Source organism: Streptomyces sp. NPDC100445 (genome assembly GCF_044759735.1).
GTDB lineage: Bacteria > Actinomycetota > Actinomycetes > Streptomycetales > Streptomycetaceae > Streptomyces.
On sequence record NZ_JBIVZV010000007.1, the window covers coordinates 76839 to 94456 of the forward strand.

Below are 17618 nucleotides of genomic sequence, written 5' to 3' on the forward strand. Positions count from 1 at the left end.
CCATTTCGCGATCCCGGATGGGTTATCCACAGGCCCACCACGGAGAGCGGCTGGGCGGCTACGGTGTGTTCACGGCGAACGCACAGGGCGTGAGCCACTCACTCCGCGGGGGAGTACGACCATGTCGGCGAACACTGTCGGTCCGTCCCGTCCCAGCCACTGCACACCGAACCGCGCCGCTCGCGAGCTAGGCCTGGAGCCGGCGGAATTCGATGTCGCCGCGCACCTCGGCCGCATCCGGACCGTGCCCGACGAGGGTGGGGGCGGAGGCCGCCGGGTCGAGTGGGCCGAGATCGACCGCGTCCGTGCGCAGGACGGCTTCCCCGATGCCCTGCGGGAGCGTGTGCGGCTCACGGGCACCGCGGAGGGCGCCGCTCTCATGAACATCTCGGCCGGACGTTTCACCCGGCTGGCCCGACTGGGCCTGTTCGTGCCCACGAAGTTCTACCTCAACCGCTACCGGGCCGTGGTCTGGCTCTACCTGGCGGAAGAGCTGCGGGAGTTCGCGGCGGACACCAAGAACACGCGCCTCCTCAAGGGGCGTACGCCCGAAAGCCTGCGCGGCCAGTTGGCGGCCGGAGTGGACCTGCGGGCCCGCAACTGGCGTGGACGCCGTCTGGGAATCCTGTTGCGGCAGGCGGAACATCCCTGGGCCCGGGCCGGGGCTGTCGCCGCCTTCCTCACCCCCGCCGAAGTCGCCGACATCGTCAGGGACCCCTACGAGCGTGCGCACCTCAACCGGTTCCGCCCCGCCCCACCAGGTCAGGGCGCTCCGGGAACGCCCTCCGCGGACCTCGCCGAGCGGCTGACGACGGCCCAGGACGCGGACGAACTGGGCTGGCTGCGCAGCGACCTGGCGCGTGCGATGGAAGAGGCCCGCACCGTCTCGCCCGCCCCGCGTCCCGCCACCCGACGTGTCCCACTGATGCTCCGGACGGCAGCGCGGCCCATCCCGCCGATGGCACGCACGGTCACCAGGCCGAGGGAGGACACGTCGAGGTTCCCGGGACCGGCGACGCGCTCCGGAAGTGACGCGCCGCAACCACCTCGGCCTACCCGGTCGCCGGCGCGCCGAGGCGCGAAAGGAGCGCGGGCGTCCGGGCCGACGACCCGCCCGCTCGGTCGGGCGATCCCCCTGCCGGAATCGCCGCCCCCACTGGCAGAGGCGGTCGCACGGGCACGGCTGCGGGCCGTACGCCCGGCAACCCTTACTCGCCCACCGTGGCCCGACATCGCACACACCGCCGCGACGCGCCCGCCAGGACACGTCGACGAACGGACTGTCGCCACACGCCCGCCAGGCCGCGGCACCGAACGGGCTGTTGCCAGTCGTCCGCCGGACCGCCACACCGAACGGACTGTTACGTCTCGCCCCCCGCGCCGCGGCACCGAACGGACCGTCCGGGCGAGGACCCCCGGTGTGCGGGCGACGCCGCAGTCCTCGCCGCGGGTGCTGCCGGAAACCGCGCGGCCGTCCCGAGGGCTGCGAGCCTGGCTGCGGTGGAGAGGTTCAGGGCGCGCCCGGGTGTGAGAACCATGCCACCGGGGTGTCATAGAGACCTGAACAGGCCCTCCTGGACGACCGAGACGAGCAACTGTCCCCGCACGTCGTAGATTCGACCGCGGGCCAGGCCGCGCCCGCCGGTGGCGATCGGCGACTCCTGGTCGTACAGGAACCACTCGTCGGCCCGGAACGGCCGGTGGAACCACATGGCGTGGTCCAGGGACGCCATGTCGAAGTTCCGCGGCCCCCACAGGGGCTCGACCGGGATGCGTACCGCGTCCAGAAGGGTCATGTCACTGGCGTAGGTCAGCGCGCACGTGTGCACCAGCGGGTCGTCGCCGAGCGGGCTGACCGCGCGCATCCACACGGCGCTGCGCGGCTCGGCGCCCTGGATCTCCTCGGGGTTCCAGCGCAGACGGTCGACGTACCGGATGTCGAAGGGCTGACGGCGTGCCATCCGTTCCAACTGCTCGGGCAGCGCGCCGAGATGCTTGCGTATCTCCTCGGTGACCGTCGGCAGCGACTCGGGGTCCGGCACCTCACGGGCCGGCGGGAGCTGGTGCTCGAACGATCCTTCCTCAGGCTTGTGAAAGGAGGCGGTCAGATTGAAGATCGTGCGGCCCTGCTGTACGGCCGTGACCCGGCGCGTGGTGAACGAGCGTCCGTCGCGCACCCGCTCTACCTGGTACACGATCGGCACGCCCGGCCGGCCCGGGCGGAGGAAGTACGCGTGCAGCGAGTGCACCGGGCGTTCGCCGTCCGTGGTGCGACCGGCGGCGACCAGTGCCTGGCCGGCCACCTGGCCGCCGAAGACCCGCTGGAGTGACTCCTGCGGGCTGCGGCCACGGAAGATGTTGACCTCGATCTGCTCCAGGTCGAGCAGGTCGACCAGTCTCTCGGCCGGGTTCGTCATCGGTGCGTCTCTCCTGTGCTCACAGCTGGCCGACATCGGTGACGCGGACGACCGCGCGGCCCTCGGCGTCCGAGGCCGTCAGATCGACCTCGGCGCTGATGCCCCAGTCGTGGTCGTCGTTCGGGTCGTCGAAGATCTGGCGGACACGCCACAGAGCGTTCTCCGGCTCCTCGGTGATGACGAGCAGCTTGGGGCCGCGGGCGTCGGGACCCGTACCGAGGTCGTCGTACTCGTCCCAGTACTTGTCCATCGCCTCGCCCCACGCGTCGGCGTCCCAGCCGGCCTCGGCGTCCATCTCGCCCAGTTCCTCCACATGATCGAGGGCGGCCAGCTCCACGCGGCGGAACATGGCGTTGCGGACGAGGACGCGGAAGGCCCGGGCGTTGGCGGTGACCGGCTTGACCTCGTCGGCCTTCTCCTGGGCCTCCTCGGCGGTCATCTCCTCCGGGTTGGCCAGCTGCTCCCATTCGTCCAGCAGGCTGGAGTCCACCTGGCGCACCATCTCGCCGAGCCACTCGATCAGATCCTGGAGGTCCTCGGACTTCAGGTCGTCCGGGATGGTGTGGTCCAGGGTCTTGTAGGCGCTGGCGAGGTAACGCAGCACGATGCCCTCGGTGCGGGCCAGCTCGTAGTGGGACACCAGCTCGGTGAAGGACATCGCCCGCTCGTACATGTCCCGGACGACCGACTTCGGGGACAGCGGGTGGTCGCCCACCCACGGGTGGCTCTTGCGGTAGGTGTCGTACGCGTGGAAGAGGAGCTCCTCCAGCGGCTTCGGGTACGTGACGTCCTGGAGGCGCTCCATGCGCTCCTCGTACTCGATCCCGTCCGCCTTCATCGCGGCCACGGCCTCACCGCGCGCCTTGTTCTGCTGCGCTGCCAGGATCTGCCGCGGGTCGTCCAGGGTGGACTCCACGACCGAGACCATGTCGAGCGCGTAGGACGGCGATTCGGGGTCGAGGAGTTCGAACGAGGCGAGGGCGAACGTGGACAGCGGCTGGTTCAGCGCGAAGTCCTGCTGGAGGTCGACCGTGAGCCGGACGATGCGGCCCTCGGCGTCGGGCTTGTCGAGCTTCTCGACGATGCCGCCGTCGAGCAGCGAGCGGTAGATCGCGATCGCCCGGCGGATGTGCCGCAGCTGCTGCTTGCGCGGCTCGTGGTTGTCCTCCAGGAGGTGGCGCATCGCCTCGAAGGCGTTGCCGGGACGGGCGATCACCGACAGCAGCATCGTGTGGGTCACCCGGAACCGCGAGGTCAGCGGCTCCGGGTCCGACTCGATCAGCTTCTGGAAGGTGGTCTCCGTCCAGCCGACGAACCCCTCCGGCGCCTTCTTGCGCACCACCTTGCGCCGCTTCTTCGGGTCGTCGCCCGCCTTCGCCAGCGCCTTCTCGTTCTCGACGACGTGCTCCGGCGCCTGCGCGACGACGAGCCCGGCCGTGTCGAAGCCGGCGCGGCCGGCCCGGCCCGCGATCTGATGGAACTCCCGGGCCCGCAGCGTCCGCACGCGGTTCCCGTCGTACTTGGTCAACGCCGTGAACAGCACCGTGCGGATCGGCACGTTGACGCCCACGCCGAGGGTGTCCGTACCGCAGATGACCTTCAGCAACCCGGCCTGCGCGAGCTTCTCCACCAGGCGCCGGTACTTGGGCAGCATGCCGGCGTGGTGCACGCCGATGCCGTGCCGGACGTAACGGGAGAGATTGCGGCCGAACTTGGTGGTGAAGCGGAAGTTGCCGATCAGTGCGGCGATCTGGTCCTTCTCCTCCCGCGAACACATGTTGATGCTCATCAGCGCCTGCGCCCGCTCCACGGCCTGCGCCTGCGTGAAGTGCACGATGTAGACCGGCGCCTGCCGGGTCTCCAGCAGTTCGGTCAGCGTCTCGGTGAGCGGGGTGAGCTGGTACTCGTACGAGAGGGGCACCGGGCGCGTGGCCGAGCGGACCACCGCCGTGGGGCGCCCGGTGCGGCGAGTCAGGTCCTTCTCGAAGAAGGACATGTCGCCCAGAGTGGCCGACATCAGGATGAACTGCGCCTGCGGGAGTTCCAGCAGGGGGATCTGCCAGGCCCAGCCGCGGTCGCCCTCGGCGTAGAAGTGGAACTCGTCCATGACGACCTGGCCGACGTCCGCCCCCTTGCCGTCGCGCAGCGCGATCGACGCCAGCACCTCGGCGGTGCAGCAGATCACGGGCGCGTCGGCGTTCACGGACGCGTCACCGGTCAGCATGCCGACGTTCTCGGTGCCGAAGATCTTGCACAGCTCGAAGAACTTCTCCGACACCAGAGCCTTGATGGGGGCCGTGTAGAAGGTGACCTCGTCGCGTGCCAGCGCCGCGAAATGCGCACCCGCGGCGATCATGCTCTTGCCGGAACCGGTCGGCGTCGACACGATCACGTTCGCCCCGGAGACCACCTCGATCAGCGCCTCCTCCTGGTGCGCGTAGAGGGTGAGGCCGCGCTCCCGCGCCCACGACTCGAAGGCTTCGTACAGGGCGTCGGGGTCGGCGGTCGGCGGCAGCTGATCGATGAGGGTCACGCCCCCATCTTGCCTGGCCTCCCACCTGAGAGGGGAATCGGCTGCGGGTACGAAGATCACGGCCGCTACGCTGTGTCGCCGGCGCAGTGCCGGTGCGCCAGGTCAACTGGACAGCGGCACAAGAGGAATGGGGCGGGAAGCGGCCATGATGGGACCAGCACACTCACTGTCGGGGGCCGCGGCCTGGCTCGGCGTCGGTGCGGCCGCCGCCGCGGCCGGTCATGCGATGCCCTGGCCGGTCCTCCTCACCGGCGCGCTGATCTGCGCGGGCGCCGCGCTCGCCCCGGACCTCGACCACAAGGCGGCCACCATCTCGCGCGCCTTCGGTCCGCTGTCCCGATGGATCTGCGAGATCGTGGACAAGCTGTCGTACGCCGTCTACAAGGCCACCAGGAAACAGGGCGACCCGCGCCGCTCCGGCGGTCACCGCACGCTGACGCACACCTGGCTCTGGGCGGTGCTGATAGGCGCCGGTTGTTCCGCCGCGGCGATCACCGGGGGACGCTGGGCGGTGCTGGCCATCCTGTTCGCGCACATGGTGCTGGCGATCGAGGGGCTGCTGTGGCGGGCGGCACGCGGTTCCAGCAGCGACGTCCTGGTGTGGCTGCTGGCGGCCACCAGCGCGTGGATCATCGCCGGGGTGCTGGACAAGCCGGGCAACGGTTCCCACTGGCTCTTCACCGCGCCGGGGCAGGAGTACGTGTGGCTGGGGCTGCCGGTCGTGCTGGGGGCACTGGTGCACGACATCGGGGACGCGCTGACCGTGTCGGGCTGCCCGATCCTGTGGCCGATCCCGGTGGGACGCAAGCGCTGGTACCCGATCGGGCCGCCGAAGCCGATGCGTTTCCGGGCCGGCAGCTGGGTCGAGGTGCGCGTGCTGATGCCGGTGTTCATGCTGCTCGGGGGAGTGGGCTGCGCCGCGGCCCTCAACGTCATCTGAGGGCGTCCGCCGGATCAGTCCGCCCCGCCGGCGTCCGCGCCACCGTACCGGCGCTCGAACCGGGCGATGCGGCCCTCGGTGTCCACCGTGCGGGCCTTGCCCGTGTAGAAGGGGTGGCTCTCCGAGGAGATCTCCACGTCGATCACCGGGTACGCCCGGCCGTCGTCCCACTCGATGGTCTGCTCACTCCGTGCGGTGGACCGGGTCAGGAAGGCGTATCCGGCGGCCCGGTCGCGGAAGACGACAGGGTGGTAGTCCGGGTGCTTGTCCTGCTGCATGGCGGCTCCTCGTGCGGGGTGGTCGGGCCGGTGGCGTGCGGATCAGCCGGGGAGGGCGTCCTCGTCGACGATGTGGATCGCGGCCTCCTCGGCGGAGGCGGCGGCACCGTCGATGCCGACGTCGGTGGCGACGAGAGCGGGTTCCTCGTCCTCGTGCGCGCCCTCGTCCGGAGCCACCAGCCGACCGGAACGAAGGTTGCCGACCTCGTTGTCGAGGAGTTCCCCGTCCGTGCCGTCGCAGTCACCGATGCCGTCGCCGCCGGGGGTGGTCAGGTCGGGCAGCTCCTCGGCGAGCCGCTGGTCGAGGGTCTCACCCGCCCTGCGCTCGGCGGCCGTCACACCGAGGTGTTCCACCGCCCAGGGCCGCTCGGGAGGGGACCAGCCGCGGTCGAGCGGCTCGGCGATGCCGTCGAAGTCCAGTGTGTCCTCGACGTCGAGCACCCCCGAATCCTCCGGTATCTCGGATGTGTCGGGTTGGTAGACGTCGTCCCCCCAGCCGTCGGCGCTGTCCACGAGTACCTCCAGGTGGTGAGGACGGCCGGGTGCCGCCCCAGCGGACGGCGGGCCGTCGGCACGCCCGGCACGGGGGGCACGCGCCGCGGACCGGGTGGTCCCCGCGCGTTCCTCCGACCGGTGCCGCTTTCCAGCCTTCCACCCCTGCTCGGCACCGCGCAACGGCACGGGCCCCGGCGGGGCGGCCGGGCCCGGGCGGCGATGCCGGGCCCGGGCGGCGAGGGACCGGCACGCAAGCCGCGCCGGCCCGACCGCCGCGCCTCGCCCCGTCCGGCCCCGTCCCGCGCCGTCCCGACTCGTCCGGGTTGGGTAGGTACCGGTGCCACGGGCCGGTGGACCGTCGACGGCGCGGACACGGTCGCCCACGGTCCTCGTGCCTCCGTCGCCGCCGCCACCGGCGCCGTGGCGCGGACGGTCACCGTCCGTTCAGGTCCCGCTCACGGCCACGCTTGCGGCACCGGGCGTGACAGCCGCGCCGGCGCACCGGTCCGGTCGTCACCCGTGCCAGGACCGCCAGAGGGCCGCGTACGCCCCGTCCGCGGCGACCAGCTCGTCATGGCTGCCCAGCTCGCCGATCCGGCCGTTCTCCACGACGGCGATCACGTCGGCGTCGTGCGCGGTGTGCAGACGGTGGGCGATGGCGACCACGGTGCGGCCGTCGAGGACCCGCGCCAGCGAGCGTTCCAGGTGGCGGGCGGCGCGTGGGTCGAGCAGCGACGTCGCCTCGTCCAGCACGAGCGTGTGCGGATCAGCCAGCACCAGTCGGGCCAGCGCGACCTGCTGGGCCTGTGCCGGGGTCAGGCCCAGCCCGCCGGAGCCCACCTCGGTGTCCAGGCCGTCGTCGAGCGCCCGTGCCCAGCCGTCGGCGTCGACCGCGCCCAGCGCCGCCCACAGCTCGGCGTCCGTGGCGCCGGCGCGGGCCAGCAGCAGGTTGTCGCGAAGGGACCCCACGAAGACGTGGTGCTCCTGGTTGACCAGGGCGACGTGGGAGCGCACGCGTTCCGCGGGCATCCGGGACAGCTCCGCCCCGCCCAGGGTGACCCGGCCCTCCCGGGGCGCGTAGATCCCGGCGAGCAGCCGGCCCAGGGTGGACTTGCCCGCACCGGACGGCCCGACCAGGGCCAGCCGGGTGCCCGGCGCCACTTCGAGGGAGACCGCGCGGAGAACGTCGACGCCCTCCCGGTAGCCGAACCGCACCCGGTCGGCGCGCACGTCCCGTCCGTCGGGAGCCAGCGCGGAGTCCCCCGCGTCGGGCTCGACCTCCCGGACGCCGACCAGACGGGCCAGCGATACCTGGGCGACCTGCACCTCGTCGTACCAGCGCAGGATCAGGTTCACCGGGTCGACGAGCATCTGGGCGATGAGCGCACCCGTGGTCAGCCGGCCCACGTCCAGCCAGCCGTGCAGGACGAGCGCCCCGCCGACCATCAGGACCGAGCCGAGCACGATGACGTGCACGGCGTTGATGACCGGGAAGAGCACCGAGCGGAGCCAGAGGGTGTAGCGCTCCCAGGCGGTCCATTCCTTGATCCGCCGCTCGGAGAGGGCGACGCGGCGGGCGCCCAGGCGGTGCGCCTCGATGGTGTGGCCGGCGTCCACGGTCTCGGCGAGCGCGGCGGCGACGGCGGCGTACCCCGCGGCCTCGGAGCGGTAGCCGGAGGGAGCCCGCTTGAAGTACCAGCGGCAACCGGCCACCAGCACCGGTACGGCCAGCAGCACGGCGGCGGCCAGCGGCGGGGCCGTCACCACGAGCCCGCCGAGCAGCAGCAGCGCCCACACGAAACCGATGGCCAGCTGCGGCACGGCCTCGCGCATCGCGTTGGCGAGACGGTCGATGTCGGTGGTGATCCGGGAGAGCAGGTCACCGGTGCCCGCCCGTTCCAGCACGCCCGGCGGCAGCCCGACGGACCGGACCAGGAAGTCCTCGCGCAGGTCGGCCAGCATCCGCTCGCCGAGCATCGCGCCCCGCAACCGCACCTGCCGCACGAAGACGGCCTGCACGGCCAGTGCGAGCACGAAGAGTGCGGCGATCGGGCCCAGGTGCAGTTCGCGGGAGTCGTCCGTCACCCGCTGGACCAGGTCGCCGAGCAGGTAGGGGCCCACCATGGAGGCCATCACGGCCACCGTGTTGACCGTGACGAGCAGCAGGAAGGCCCGGCGGTGCCGGCGGAACAGCTCGGTGACGTACGCGCGCACGGTGGCGGCGGCGCCGACGGGCAGGGTGGTGGTGGTCGTCGGGGCCGCCGGGTCGTAGGCCGGCGGCGCAACGCCGATCATGCGCTTTCCTCCATCTCTTCCAGTTCCCTCAGCAGTGCGTCGTCGGAACCGGACGGTCCCTCACGGGTCACGGCCGACTCCTCGTCGGTCTCCCGGGTGACCACGGCCCGGTACCGCGGCTCGCTGTCCACCAGTTCCCGGTGCGTGCCGACCGCGACTACCTCCCCGGCGTGGACCAGGGCGACGCGGTCCGCGCGGTCGAGCAGCAGCGGGGAGGAGGTGAAGGCCACCGTCGTCCGCCCCGACCGCAGCCCGCGCAAGCCCTCCGCGATGCGGGCCTCGGTGTGCGAATCGACGGCGGAGGTCGGCTCGTCCAGCACCAGTACCTCCGGGTCGGTGATCAGTGACCTGGCGAGCGCGAGTCGCTGGCGCTGGCCGCCGGACAGGGAGCGTCCGCGCTCGGTGATGCGGGCGTCCATGGGGTCGGTGGCGTCCAGGGACCCCTGCACCAGCGCGTCCAGTACGTCGTGGCACTGCGCCGCGGCCAGCGCGTCCTCGGCCCGTACGGCTCCGGAGGCGGGCACGTCGAGCAGTTCGCGCAGAGTGCCGGACAGCAGCACCGGATCCTTGTCCTGGACGAGGACGGCGGTGCGGGCGGTGCTCAGGGGCAGCTCGTCCAGCGGCACCCCGCCGAGGAGCACCGACCGGTCCGGCTCCACCGGGTGGCCGCCCAGCCGCTCGGCGAGCGTGCCCGCCGCGTCCGGGTCACCGCACACCACGGCCGTGAACCGGCCGGCCGGGACCAGCAGACCGGTCGCCGGGTCGTACAGGTCGCCGGACGGCGTCCCGGCCCCCGCCCCGGGCGGGTCCTCGTTCCCGTCGAGGTCGCCGCCCGTGCGGGGCGGAGCCGTGGACCGCTCCAGCGACAGCACCCGGGCGGCGCGGCCGGCCGAGGGGCGGGAGAAGGAGTACGCCATGGCGATCTCCTCGAAGTGCCGCAGCGGGTAGTTGAGGATCATGACGGCGCTGTAGACGGTGACGAGCTCACCGACGGTGATGCGGCCCTGGCGGGCCAGGCCGATGCCGTGCCAGACGACGGCGATGAGCAGCAGGCCGGGCAGCAGCACCTGGACGGCGGAGATCAGCGACCACATGCGGGCGCTGCGCACGGCGGCGTGCCGTACCTCCTGCGAGGCACGGCGGTAGCGGTCGAGGAACAGTTCCTCGCCGCCGATGCCGCGCAGCACCCGCAGCCCGGCGACGGTGTCCGAGGCCAGCTCGGTGGCCCGGCCCGCCTTCGACCGCTGCTCGTCGGCGCGGCGCGTCGCCCGGGGCAGCAAGGGCAGCACCGCGAACGCCACGAGGGGGAGCCCCACGGCGACGACCCAGCCGAGCGCCGGCTGGTAGAGGAGCAGGCCGACGCAGACGAGCACGACGGTCAGCGCGGCGGCGGTGAAGCGGGAGACGGCCTCGACGAACCAGCCGATCTTCTCCACGTCACCGGTGGAGACGGCCACGACCTCGCCGGCCGCGACCCGCCGGGTCAGTGCGGAGCCCAGCAGGGCGGCCCTGCGGGCCAGCAGTTGCTGGACCCGGGCGGCGGCGGTGATCCAGTTGGTGACGGCGGACCGGTGCAGGAAGGTGTCGCCGACCGCGATGGCCGTGCCGCACACCGACATCAGACCACCCGTCAGGGCGAGCCGGGTGCCGGAACGGTCGATGACCGCCTGCACGGCCAGACCCACACAGAAGGGCAGGGCGGAGACGCCGACGAAGTGCAGCAGCCCCCAGGCGAGCGCCTTCAGTTGTCCGCCCAACTGGTTGCGCCAGAGCCACCACAGGAATCGGGGGCCCGAACGCGCGTCGGGCACGCCCGGATCGGGATACGGAAGGTCTTGAATCTGCATGACGTCCCAGTGGCTCGTGTCAGGGAGGAGGAGAAGGGGTGAGCGGCAGCAAGCCGTGAAAGGTTCGCGTCGTACGCGGCCGGATTTCAAACGGTTTTCCCGACGGGCCCGGCGCGGTCGCCGGGTTCCGGCCAGGTACCAAGAGCCCGCCGGTGCACACGTTCGAAGGATCGCCACCCGAAACGGTGATTGCCCGAGAGATCGCTGAACCGACCGGAGCGCGGTGCCACCATGGGCGCGTGCAGATCGACAGTGCGCGGCGCATGACGCTCGCGGCGGCTCTCGGAACCCTCCTCGCGACGCTCGCCGCCTGCGGCACGGCCGCCCCCGGGCCCGCCCCCGCCCCCGCCCCCGCCCGCGCCGCGCATGCCCCGCTCGGACGGACTCCCACCGTGTCGTCCGCACCCAGCACCGATCCGACGCGCATCCCGGGCGTCGGCGACCACCTGTACCGACGGATTCCCGCCGGCTCCCGCCAGGTCGTGGTCGTGTACGGGGACGACGACCACTCGGCCGAGTCGAGGCTGGTGCTGTACACACGGCGGGGCGCCGCCTGGCGCCCGGTGCGCAGTTGGCCCGCGCACAACGGACGGGGCGGCTGGACGACCGATCACCACGAGGGTGACCAGCGGAGCCCGGCCGGTGTGTTCACCCTGACCGACGCGGGTGGCGTGCTCCCCGACCCGGGTACCCGGCTGCCCTACGACCAGGACGAGGACGCCTACGCGCCCCCGGACGAGTGGGACGAGGCGCACCAGCACGACTTCGACTACGTCATCGCCATCGACTACAACCGCCTGCGGGGCACCCCGCCGCGTGACGCCACCCGCCCCCGGGGCACGGGCAGGGGCGGTGGCATCTGGCTGCACATGGACCACGGCAGCGGTACCTCCGCCTGCGTCAGCGTCTCCGAGGAGGCCATGCGGTACCTGCTGCGCGCGCTCGACCCCGCGCGTGATCCCGTCGTGGTGATGGGAGACAGGGCGACCCTGCTGGCGTAGGGCCTCTGGTTCGGGTCACGCCCTCCGCGCGCGAGGGCCTAGCGGTGTACCGGGCCGCCCTTTTGTACCGGGGCGTCCTTGTGTGCCGGTGAGCCCGCGGTGGAGGACGCGTCGACCACGTCCACATCGCTCGCCCGCACGTACGCCAGCCGGTGGCCGAACTGGATCTCGTAATAGTGTTCCCGGCCCCAGACGACGGGGTTGGGGGTGTCGGTGATCGACGACCTGGCGGTGTAGGAGCTGCCGACGCGGGACTGTGTGACGTACCGCTGGCCTGCGAGCAGGCTGTAGGGGAGGGGCGACTCGGGCTGCTCGGGCACGTCGTCCGGGTAGGCGTCCTCCTCGGGGAGGGCGCGGCCGTACACCGGGATCTCGTCCCGGCCCTGCTTCGGTGTGATCATGCGTCCGGCCGCGCCCACGGCGGTCGGCTGTTTCTTGGGATTCGCGAACCACGCTTTGTGGCCCTGGTACCAGATGGCGGTCCAGTCGCCGTCGCGGCCGGCGACAGCGAAGGTCTGGCCGGTGGAGACCCGCGACCCCAGGTCGTTGACGTCCTCCGTGGAGTCCTCGCCGTCCGGTTTGCGGCCCGGGTCCTGGATCAGCGGGGCGTTCTCGGCCGGTGCGGTGTGCAGCCGCACGGCGCTTGAGCCGTGCGGGGGACACGGTTTGCCGCTTTCGGTGCAGCCCGTGTACCGCGGCTTGTTCTTGGCGAAGTCCGGCAGGATGGTCACCATGTCGCTGTTCGGCCCCGCCGTGGCCCGCAGGGGCGCGCCGAGCAGGTCGAAGTAGTGCCGCCAGTCCCAGAAGGGGCCGGGATCGTCGTGCATGTCGGGGATGCTGTCGGCGGTCGGGGACGGCACGTTGTCGTGGCCGAAGATGTGCTGCCGGTCGAGCGGGATGTCGTACTTCTTCGCCAGGTACCGGACCAGGCGGGCCGAGGCCCGGTACATCGGTTCCGAGTACCAGGTGCCGGGCTGCCGGAGGAACCCCTCGTGTTCGACGCCGATGGAGCGGGCGTTGACGAACTGGCTGCCGGAGTGCCAGGCCTCGTCCTTCGTCCTGACGTGCTGGATGACGTGGCCGTCACTGGACCGGATCGAGTAGTGCCACGACGACTCCGTCGGGTCCTGGACGGTCAGGAGCATGTTGGGCAGCAGGGCCTCGGTGTCGTGGATGACGATGTACTCGATCGACTGGTCGCGGGGCCGGTCGGCGAGGTCATGGTTGCCGTACTCGTTGTCGTCGATCTCCTCGTACGGCGCGCCGAGCCAGTCGCAGGACAGTTCGGCGGGGCACTCGACCTCTTTCGGCCGCTGGGGGGCGCGGGGGCGGGCGTGCGGCGGCTTCACGCCGGGAGTGGCGGGAAGGGTGACGTCCTGTCCCTCGGCGGTGGTGCGGTGCGTTCCCCGCCGGATCAGGTCGAACACGTCGTCGGCGTACGTGGCGGCCGACGTGACGTCCTGGGTGCCGGGGAAGCGCGCGACCGCCTCCCACCAGGCCGCCGGGTCGGCGCTGAGCGGGTTGCCGAGCTGTCGTTGCGTGGCGGCCAGGAGGGCCGCGCCGCCGCGCACGTTGGCGGCGGCGTCCGTCCGCAGACGCCCGGCGGGGGACTGGATGAGCCGGGCGGCCTGCCGCAGGTCCGCGGGTTGCACGGCGCGGGTGGGCGAGGGGTTCGGGGTGCCCGCGCCGGCCGGCCCCGCCGCCACGAGCGGCGGGACGGGGCCGCCTTCCGGTGGCCGGGGGCTGGGCTCTCGTACCGTGGCCTGCCCCCGGGGGGCGTCCACCAGGTGCATCGGCCCGAAGCCGCCCGTGACGCTGGGCGCGCCCGGATGGGAGTCCCACCGGGACTGCATGTAGGACACGCTCATCAGCACGCTGCGCGGTACGTGGAACTCGCGCGCGGCGTCCGTGAAGGCTTCCTGAAGACTCTGGTCGTCCGCGTCGTCGGTGCCGTACGTCTGGAGGATCAGCAGGGGCGACAGCACAGCCGCCGACGCGATCACGCACGCCGTCCGGCGGCACCTCCGGACGACTCCGGGCACTCGTGCAGCGACTCTTCTTCTCATTGCGGGGCTCCCAACCAGGCTCGGCACAACCAGGACAAAGGTGTTGCCCTGCCGTCACACCACCCCTCGTAGGTTTCCGTGCCCGGCGCGCCGCGTCGTGGCGAGCTTCACCGGGGTGGACCAGCGGCCCCGCAGAGGCCACCCGGTCGGCGGCAGCGACTCCGCCTCCCGGGGCACGTCCCGTCACCGTGGGCGAGGTTCAGTCCTCGACCGGATCCACCTCCCAGTCGGGGTGGCCGGGCATGGGCGGCGTGTGCGGCCCGTACAGCCACGGTGTCAGGAAAGGCTTCAGGTCCTCGCCGGCGACGCGGGACGCGAGCGCGACGAAATCCCGGGTGCCGGCCGCGCGGCCCCGGTACTCGGTCACCCAGGCCCGTTCGATCCGCTCGAAGGTCCGTGCGCCGACCTTCTCCCGCAGCGCGAACAGCACCAGCGCCGAGCCGTCGTACCGCATGACCTTGAACAGCGTCGCCTCGGTGGGTTCTGCGGGCGCCCCGTCGTCGTGGCGCCACTGGTCGTGCTGCTCGTAGGCGGCCCGCATCGCGGACTCCATGCTCACGCCGCCGTGTTCGTCGGAGTAGAGGCGTTCGTAGAAGCGGGCGTGTCCCTCGCTGAGCCACAGGTCGGACCAGCGCCGGACGGCGACGCTGTCGCCCGTCCAGTGGTGTGTCAGTTCGTGGACGAGGTTGCGTTCGGCGTCGACCCGGTCGCCCAGCAGGTCGTCCTTCGGCACGACGGACAGCGATTGCGTCTCCAGTGCCACGGGCAGCTCGGTGTCCCCGACCAGCACGCCGTAGCGGCGGAACGGGTAAGGCCCGAGGTGCCGTTCCAGCCAGGCCAGGTGCTCCGCGGTGAGCGAGCGGTGCGCCTCGGTGTCCGCGACCAGGGTGTCGGGGACGACGTCGCGGATGGGCAGCCCGTGCGGACCACTGCTGTCGGCGAAGGTGAACCTCCCGACCGCCATCTGGACCAGTTGTGCCGCGATCGGCTGTTCGGAGTCGTAGGTCCACCGGACGCGGCCGTCGGGCCGCCGGGCGGTGCCGACGAGGCGGCCGTTTGCCACCGCGGTCAGCCCCGCGGGAGTGGTGATGTGGAAGGTGATCGGCGCCCGCAGGCTGGGGTGGTCGTCCGCGGGGAAGACCATCCTGGCGCCGTCGGGCTGCGCGCAGAGCAGGGTGCCGTCGGGGGTGGGAACCCAGCCGTAGTCCTGGATGGCGTCGTCGCGGTGCCGGCTGAGGGTCGGGTCGGCGGTGTAGGTGACGCGGACGGTGAACCTGCCGCCGCGGCGGATCGGCCGCGCGGGCGTGACGAGAAGTTCGTCGGCGCTGCGTTCGGCGGTGGCCCGCGCGCCGTCGACGGTGACCTGGTGCAGTGTGTTGCCCGCGAAGTCCAGGTCGAACCGGGACAGGGCCTGTGTGGCGGTGGCGCTGATGGTGGCACCGGCTTCGAACGGCGTCCGTGGCGCCCGCCAGTCGAAGTCGAGCGTGTAGCGGCGGACGGTGTAGCCGCCGTTGCCGGCCAGCGGCATCAGCGGGTCGCCGATGCCCGGGGCGCCGGGTGACGGGGCCGGGCCCGCCCAGGCGCCGGGGGCGGGAGTGCCGTGGTCCGCCTGCCGGTCCCCGCCGCCCGAGAGCACCCCGTCGGGGAGTGCGAGAGGGTCGGTGAGCAGGAGTGCCCCGGTGAGAGTGAGGGCTCCGGTGACGGTGAGGGCGAGCACCGTGCGACGCGTGCGTGGGGCCGGGTGACGGCGCGGACGCCGGGGGACCGGGCGCATGGGCGGCGCCTTCACCGAGGGGGTTCGTGGTCGTCGCGGCGCCGGGTGGTCCGGCTCGCGGCCGTGTGCTCCACCGGACCGACGGCGGTCATGATCTCCATGACGGCACTATGACAGGAAGATGGGGTTATATCACTGAATGACTGTCAGGGCGGTTCGCGCGGCGGCCGGGATGTCCTCATCTCGCCGGTGCGTCCGGGGCGCCATTGCGGGAGGCGCTCCCACTCCGTAGAACACCGGCATGAGAAGACGGATAGTCATGTCCATGCTCGCCGGGGCGGCCCTGCTGGCGGGCACACTCTTCGGCACGGGGACCCCGGCCGCCGGAGCCGCCGGCGTACCCACCGAGTTCGGCACCGATTGGCACGACCCGGTGACCGCGGCTCCCCCCGTCGGACGACCGCCCACCCGGTCCTGCCGGGTGACCCTCGCCGACGCCCGGTTCCGCGACTTCACCCCCTATCGGGGTGCGTACACACCTCCCCGGGGTTGCGGCGACCGCTGGGGCAAGGTGGTCCTGCGCCTCGACGGCAAGGTGAAGGGCCGCCAGTTCGACCGCCTCGGTCACCTGCGCGTCGGCGGTGTCGAGGTACTGCGCACATCCACGCCGGAACCCTCCCCCGACGGCATCGAGTGGCACGTCGAGAAGGACGTCACCCGCTACGAGGACACCTTCCGCCGCGCCCACGACGTCGAGATGCTGATCGGCAACGTCGTCGACGACACCTACACCGGTGTCATCGACGTGCACGTCACCCTCACCTTCTACGCCGGCCGTCCGGCCACTGCCGCCCCCGACCGCGTGCTCACCCTCGCCGGCGACTCCGACTCCGACTCCGACACCGCCGACGGCACGACGCTCACCACGCCGCGCAACAGCGAACGGATCGTCGCCGAGGTCTACGCGACCGGTTCGGGCGGCGGCTGCGAGGAGTTCTGGTACCTCACCGTGGCCGATCCGGCGTCGTACTCGTGCAAGGCCGACCACGGCCCCTACCGAGAAGTGCGCGTCGAGATCGACGGCCGCCTCGCAGGCATCGCCGCGCCCTACCCGAACGTGTGGACCGGCGGCTGGTCCAACCCGTTCCTCTGGTACGTGCTCCCGGCGCCGCGCGCCTTCGACGTACGGCCGATCGAGTACGACCTCACTCCCTTCGCCGGCCTCCTCGACGACGGCCGCCCGCACCGCGTCGAGGTCTCCGTCGCGGGTGTGCCGGCGGGGCAGCCCGGCTGGAGCACGCACGTGAACGTACTGGTCTGGCAGGACGCGCGGCGCGCCCGGCTCACCGGCGCGCTCACCACGGACCGGGCCACCGGCCTCGTCAACTCCTCGGTGTACACCCCCGGTGCGCGTAACCGGGTGCGCACCGAGGCCGGGCACCGGCTCACCGTCTCGGGCTACCTCGACACCTCGCACGGCCGTGTGACCACCACCGTCACCCGGACGCTCACCGACGACTCCGTCCACAGCTGGACCGGCGACGAATCCCTGGACGGGCTCGACGCGACCTGGACCGACGACGAGACCGTCACCACCGGTCGTCCCGTGAGCGGAAGCGACGGCGGGCACGGGAGCGCGCGGACGACGCACATCCATCGGACGTACACCGTGAACGGTGTCACGACGCTGGGTGCGGACAGCCGGCTGCGTACCGTGCTGACCCTCGGCGACCGGGCCTCGACGGTGGTCCGGGCGGGAGGCCGGCGTACCGGGTGGTCGTGGCTCGACGACACCTACAGCGGAGACGCGGCGTACACGACCGACGTCCCGCGCGACCAGCGGCACGCGGTCGGCACCTCGACGGAGCGCTACCGCCTTCTCGGGCCGGACGGCTGTCACGATCGGTCGCTGACCACGGTCCAGGGAGTGCTGACGCGGGACCGCAGCCGCTGCTAGGTCTCCGGCACGGGACTCCGGCCTTCGCGGCGGCAGCCGTGGCCCCACCGCCCCACGAGGCCGGCGGCGGGGCCA

Annotated in this window: 11 protein-coding genes and 1 pseudogene; 4 read left to right on the top strand and 8 right to left on the bottom strand. The window is 72.3% G+C overall.

Translation table 11 applies throughout. The features are described 5' to 3' along the window. Nucleotides 1-121: 121 nt before the first annotated feature. A pseudogene (locus tag ACIQVT_RS18535) lies at nt 122-1009 on the top strand (DUF6397 family protein); the annotation flags it as partial. 541 nt (nt 1010-1550) lie between these two features. Here ACIQVT_RS18535 and ACIQVT_RS18540 read toward each other — a convergent pair. Both ACIQVT_RS18540 and ACIQVT_RS18545 read right to left on the bottom strand, forming a co-directional pair. Continuing rightward, the gene (locus ACIQVT_RS18540) at nt 1551-2417 is read right to left on the bottom strand and encodes an acyl-CoA thioesterase (RefSeq protein ID WP_403754284.1); all 867 of its coding nucleotides are present in this window, start codon (nt 2415-2417) and stop codon (nt 1551-1553) included. A 19-nt stretch (nt 2418-2436) separates the two neighbouring features. Continuing rightward, nucleotides 2437-4950: a DUF3516 domain-containing protein gene (locus tag ACIQVT_RS18545; protein WP_403754287.1), complete on the bottom strand. Its 2514-nt coding sequence runs from the start codon at nt 4948-4950 to the stop codon at nt 2437-2439. Nucleotides 4951-5095: 145 nt separating this feature from the next. Here ACIQVT_RS18545 and ACIQVT_RS18550 point away from each other — a divergent pair, with 145 nt between their 5' ends. After that, nucleotides 5096-5890, top strand: a complete 795-nt coding sequence (locus ACIQVT_RS18550) for a metal-dependent hydrolase (RefSeq protein ID WP_403754290.1) — start codon at nt 5096-5098, stop codon at nt 5888-5890. 14 nt (nt 5891-5904) lie between these two features. On the opposite strand, the gene ACIQVT_RS18555 is transcribed toward ACIQVT_RS18550, so the two are convergent. From ACIQVT_RS18555 to ACIQVT_RS18570, 4 genes are all read right to left on the bottom strand, one after another. Next, entirely contained in the window at nt 5905-6168 is a 264-nt protein-coding gene (locus tag ACIQVT_RS18555; RefSeq protein ID WP_403754293.1) for a type B 50S ribosomal protein L31, read from the bottom strand. A gap of 42 nt (nt 6169-6210) precedes the next feature. Beyond that, nucleotides 6211-6681 carry a DUF5709 domain-containing protein gene (locus tag ACIQVT_RS18560; protein ID WP_403754296.1) on the bottom strand — a complete coding sequence of 157 codons (471 nt, stop codon included), beginning with the start codon at nt 6679-6681 and terminating at the stop codon, nt 6211-6213. A gap of 495 nt (nt 6682-7176) precedes the next feature. Then, the gene (locus tag ACIQVT_RS18565; RefSeq protein ID WP_403754299.1) at nt 7177-8958 is read right to left on the bottom strand and encodes an ABC transporter ATP-binding protein; all 1782 of its coding nucleotides are present in this window, start codon (nt 8956-8958) and stop codon (nt 7177-7179) included. Further along, complete coding sequence (locus ACIQVT_RS18570; protein WP_403754302.1) at nt 8955-10805, bottom strand: ABC transporter ATP-binding protein; 1851 nt, start codon at nt 10803-10805, stop codon at nt 8955-8957. Before ACIQVT_RS18570 ends, ACIQVT_RS18565 begins: the two co-directional genes overlap by 4 nt. Nucleotides 10806-11068: 263 nt before the next feature. Between ACIQVT_RS18570 and ACIQVT_RS18575 the strand changes: the two genes are divergently transcribed. Beyond that, a complete protein-coding gene (locus ACIQVT_RS18575) occupies nt 11069-11806 on the top strand; it encodes a L,D-transpeptidase family protein (RefSeq protein ID WP_403754901.1) in 738 nt (245 codons plus the stop codon). A 38-nt stretch (nt 11807-11844) separates the two neighbouring features. Here the strand turns inward: ACIQVT_RS18575 and ACIQVT_RS18580 are convergent, their stop codons facing one another. Continuing rightward, nucleotides 11845-13809 (bottom strand): N-acetylmuramoyl-L-alanine amidase, encoded by a 1965-nt coding sequence (locus ACIQVT_RS18580; protein ID WP_403754305.1) that lies wholly within the window; start codon nt 13807-13809, stop codon nt 11845-11847. A 262-nt stretch (nt 13810-14071) separates the two neighbouring features. Beyond that, entirely contained in the window at nt 14072-15589 is a 1518-nt protein-coding gene (locus ACIQVT_RS18585; RefSeq protein WP_403754308.1) for a M1 family metallopeptidase, read from the bottom strand. A 298-nt stretch (nt 15590-15887) separates the two neighbouring features. On the opposite strand from ACIQVT_RS18585, the gene ACIQVT_RS18590 reads away from it, so the two are divergent. Further along, nucleotides 15888-17543, top strand: coding sequence for a peptide-N4-asparagine amidase (locus ACIQVT_RS18590; RefSeq protein WP_403754311.1), 1656 nt, complete (start codon nt 15888-15890; stop codon nt 17541-17543). The last annotated feature ends 75 nt before the right edge of the window (nt 17544-17618 follow it).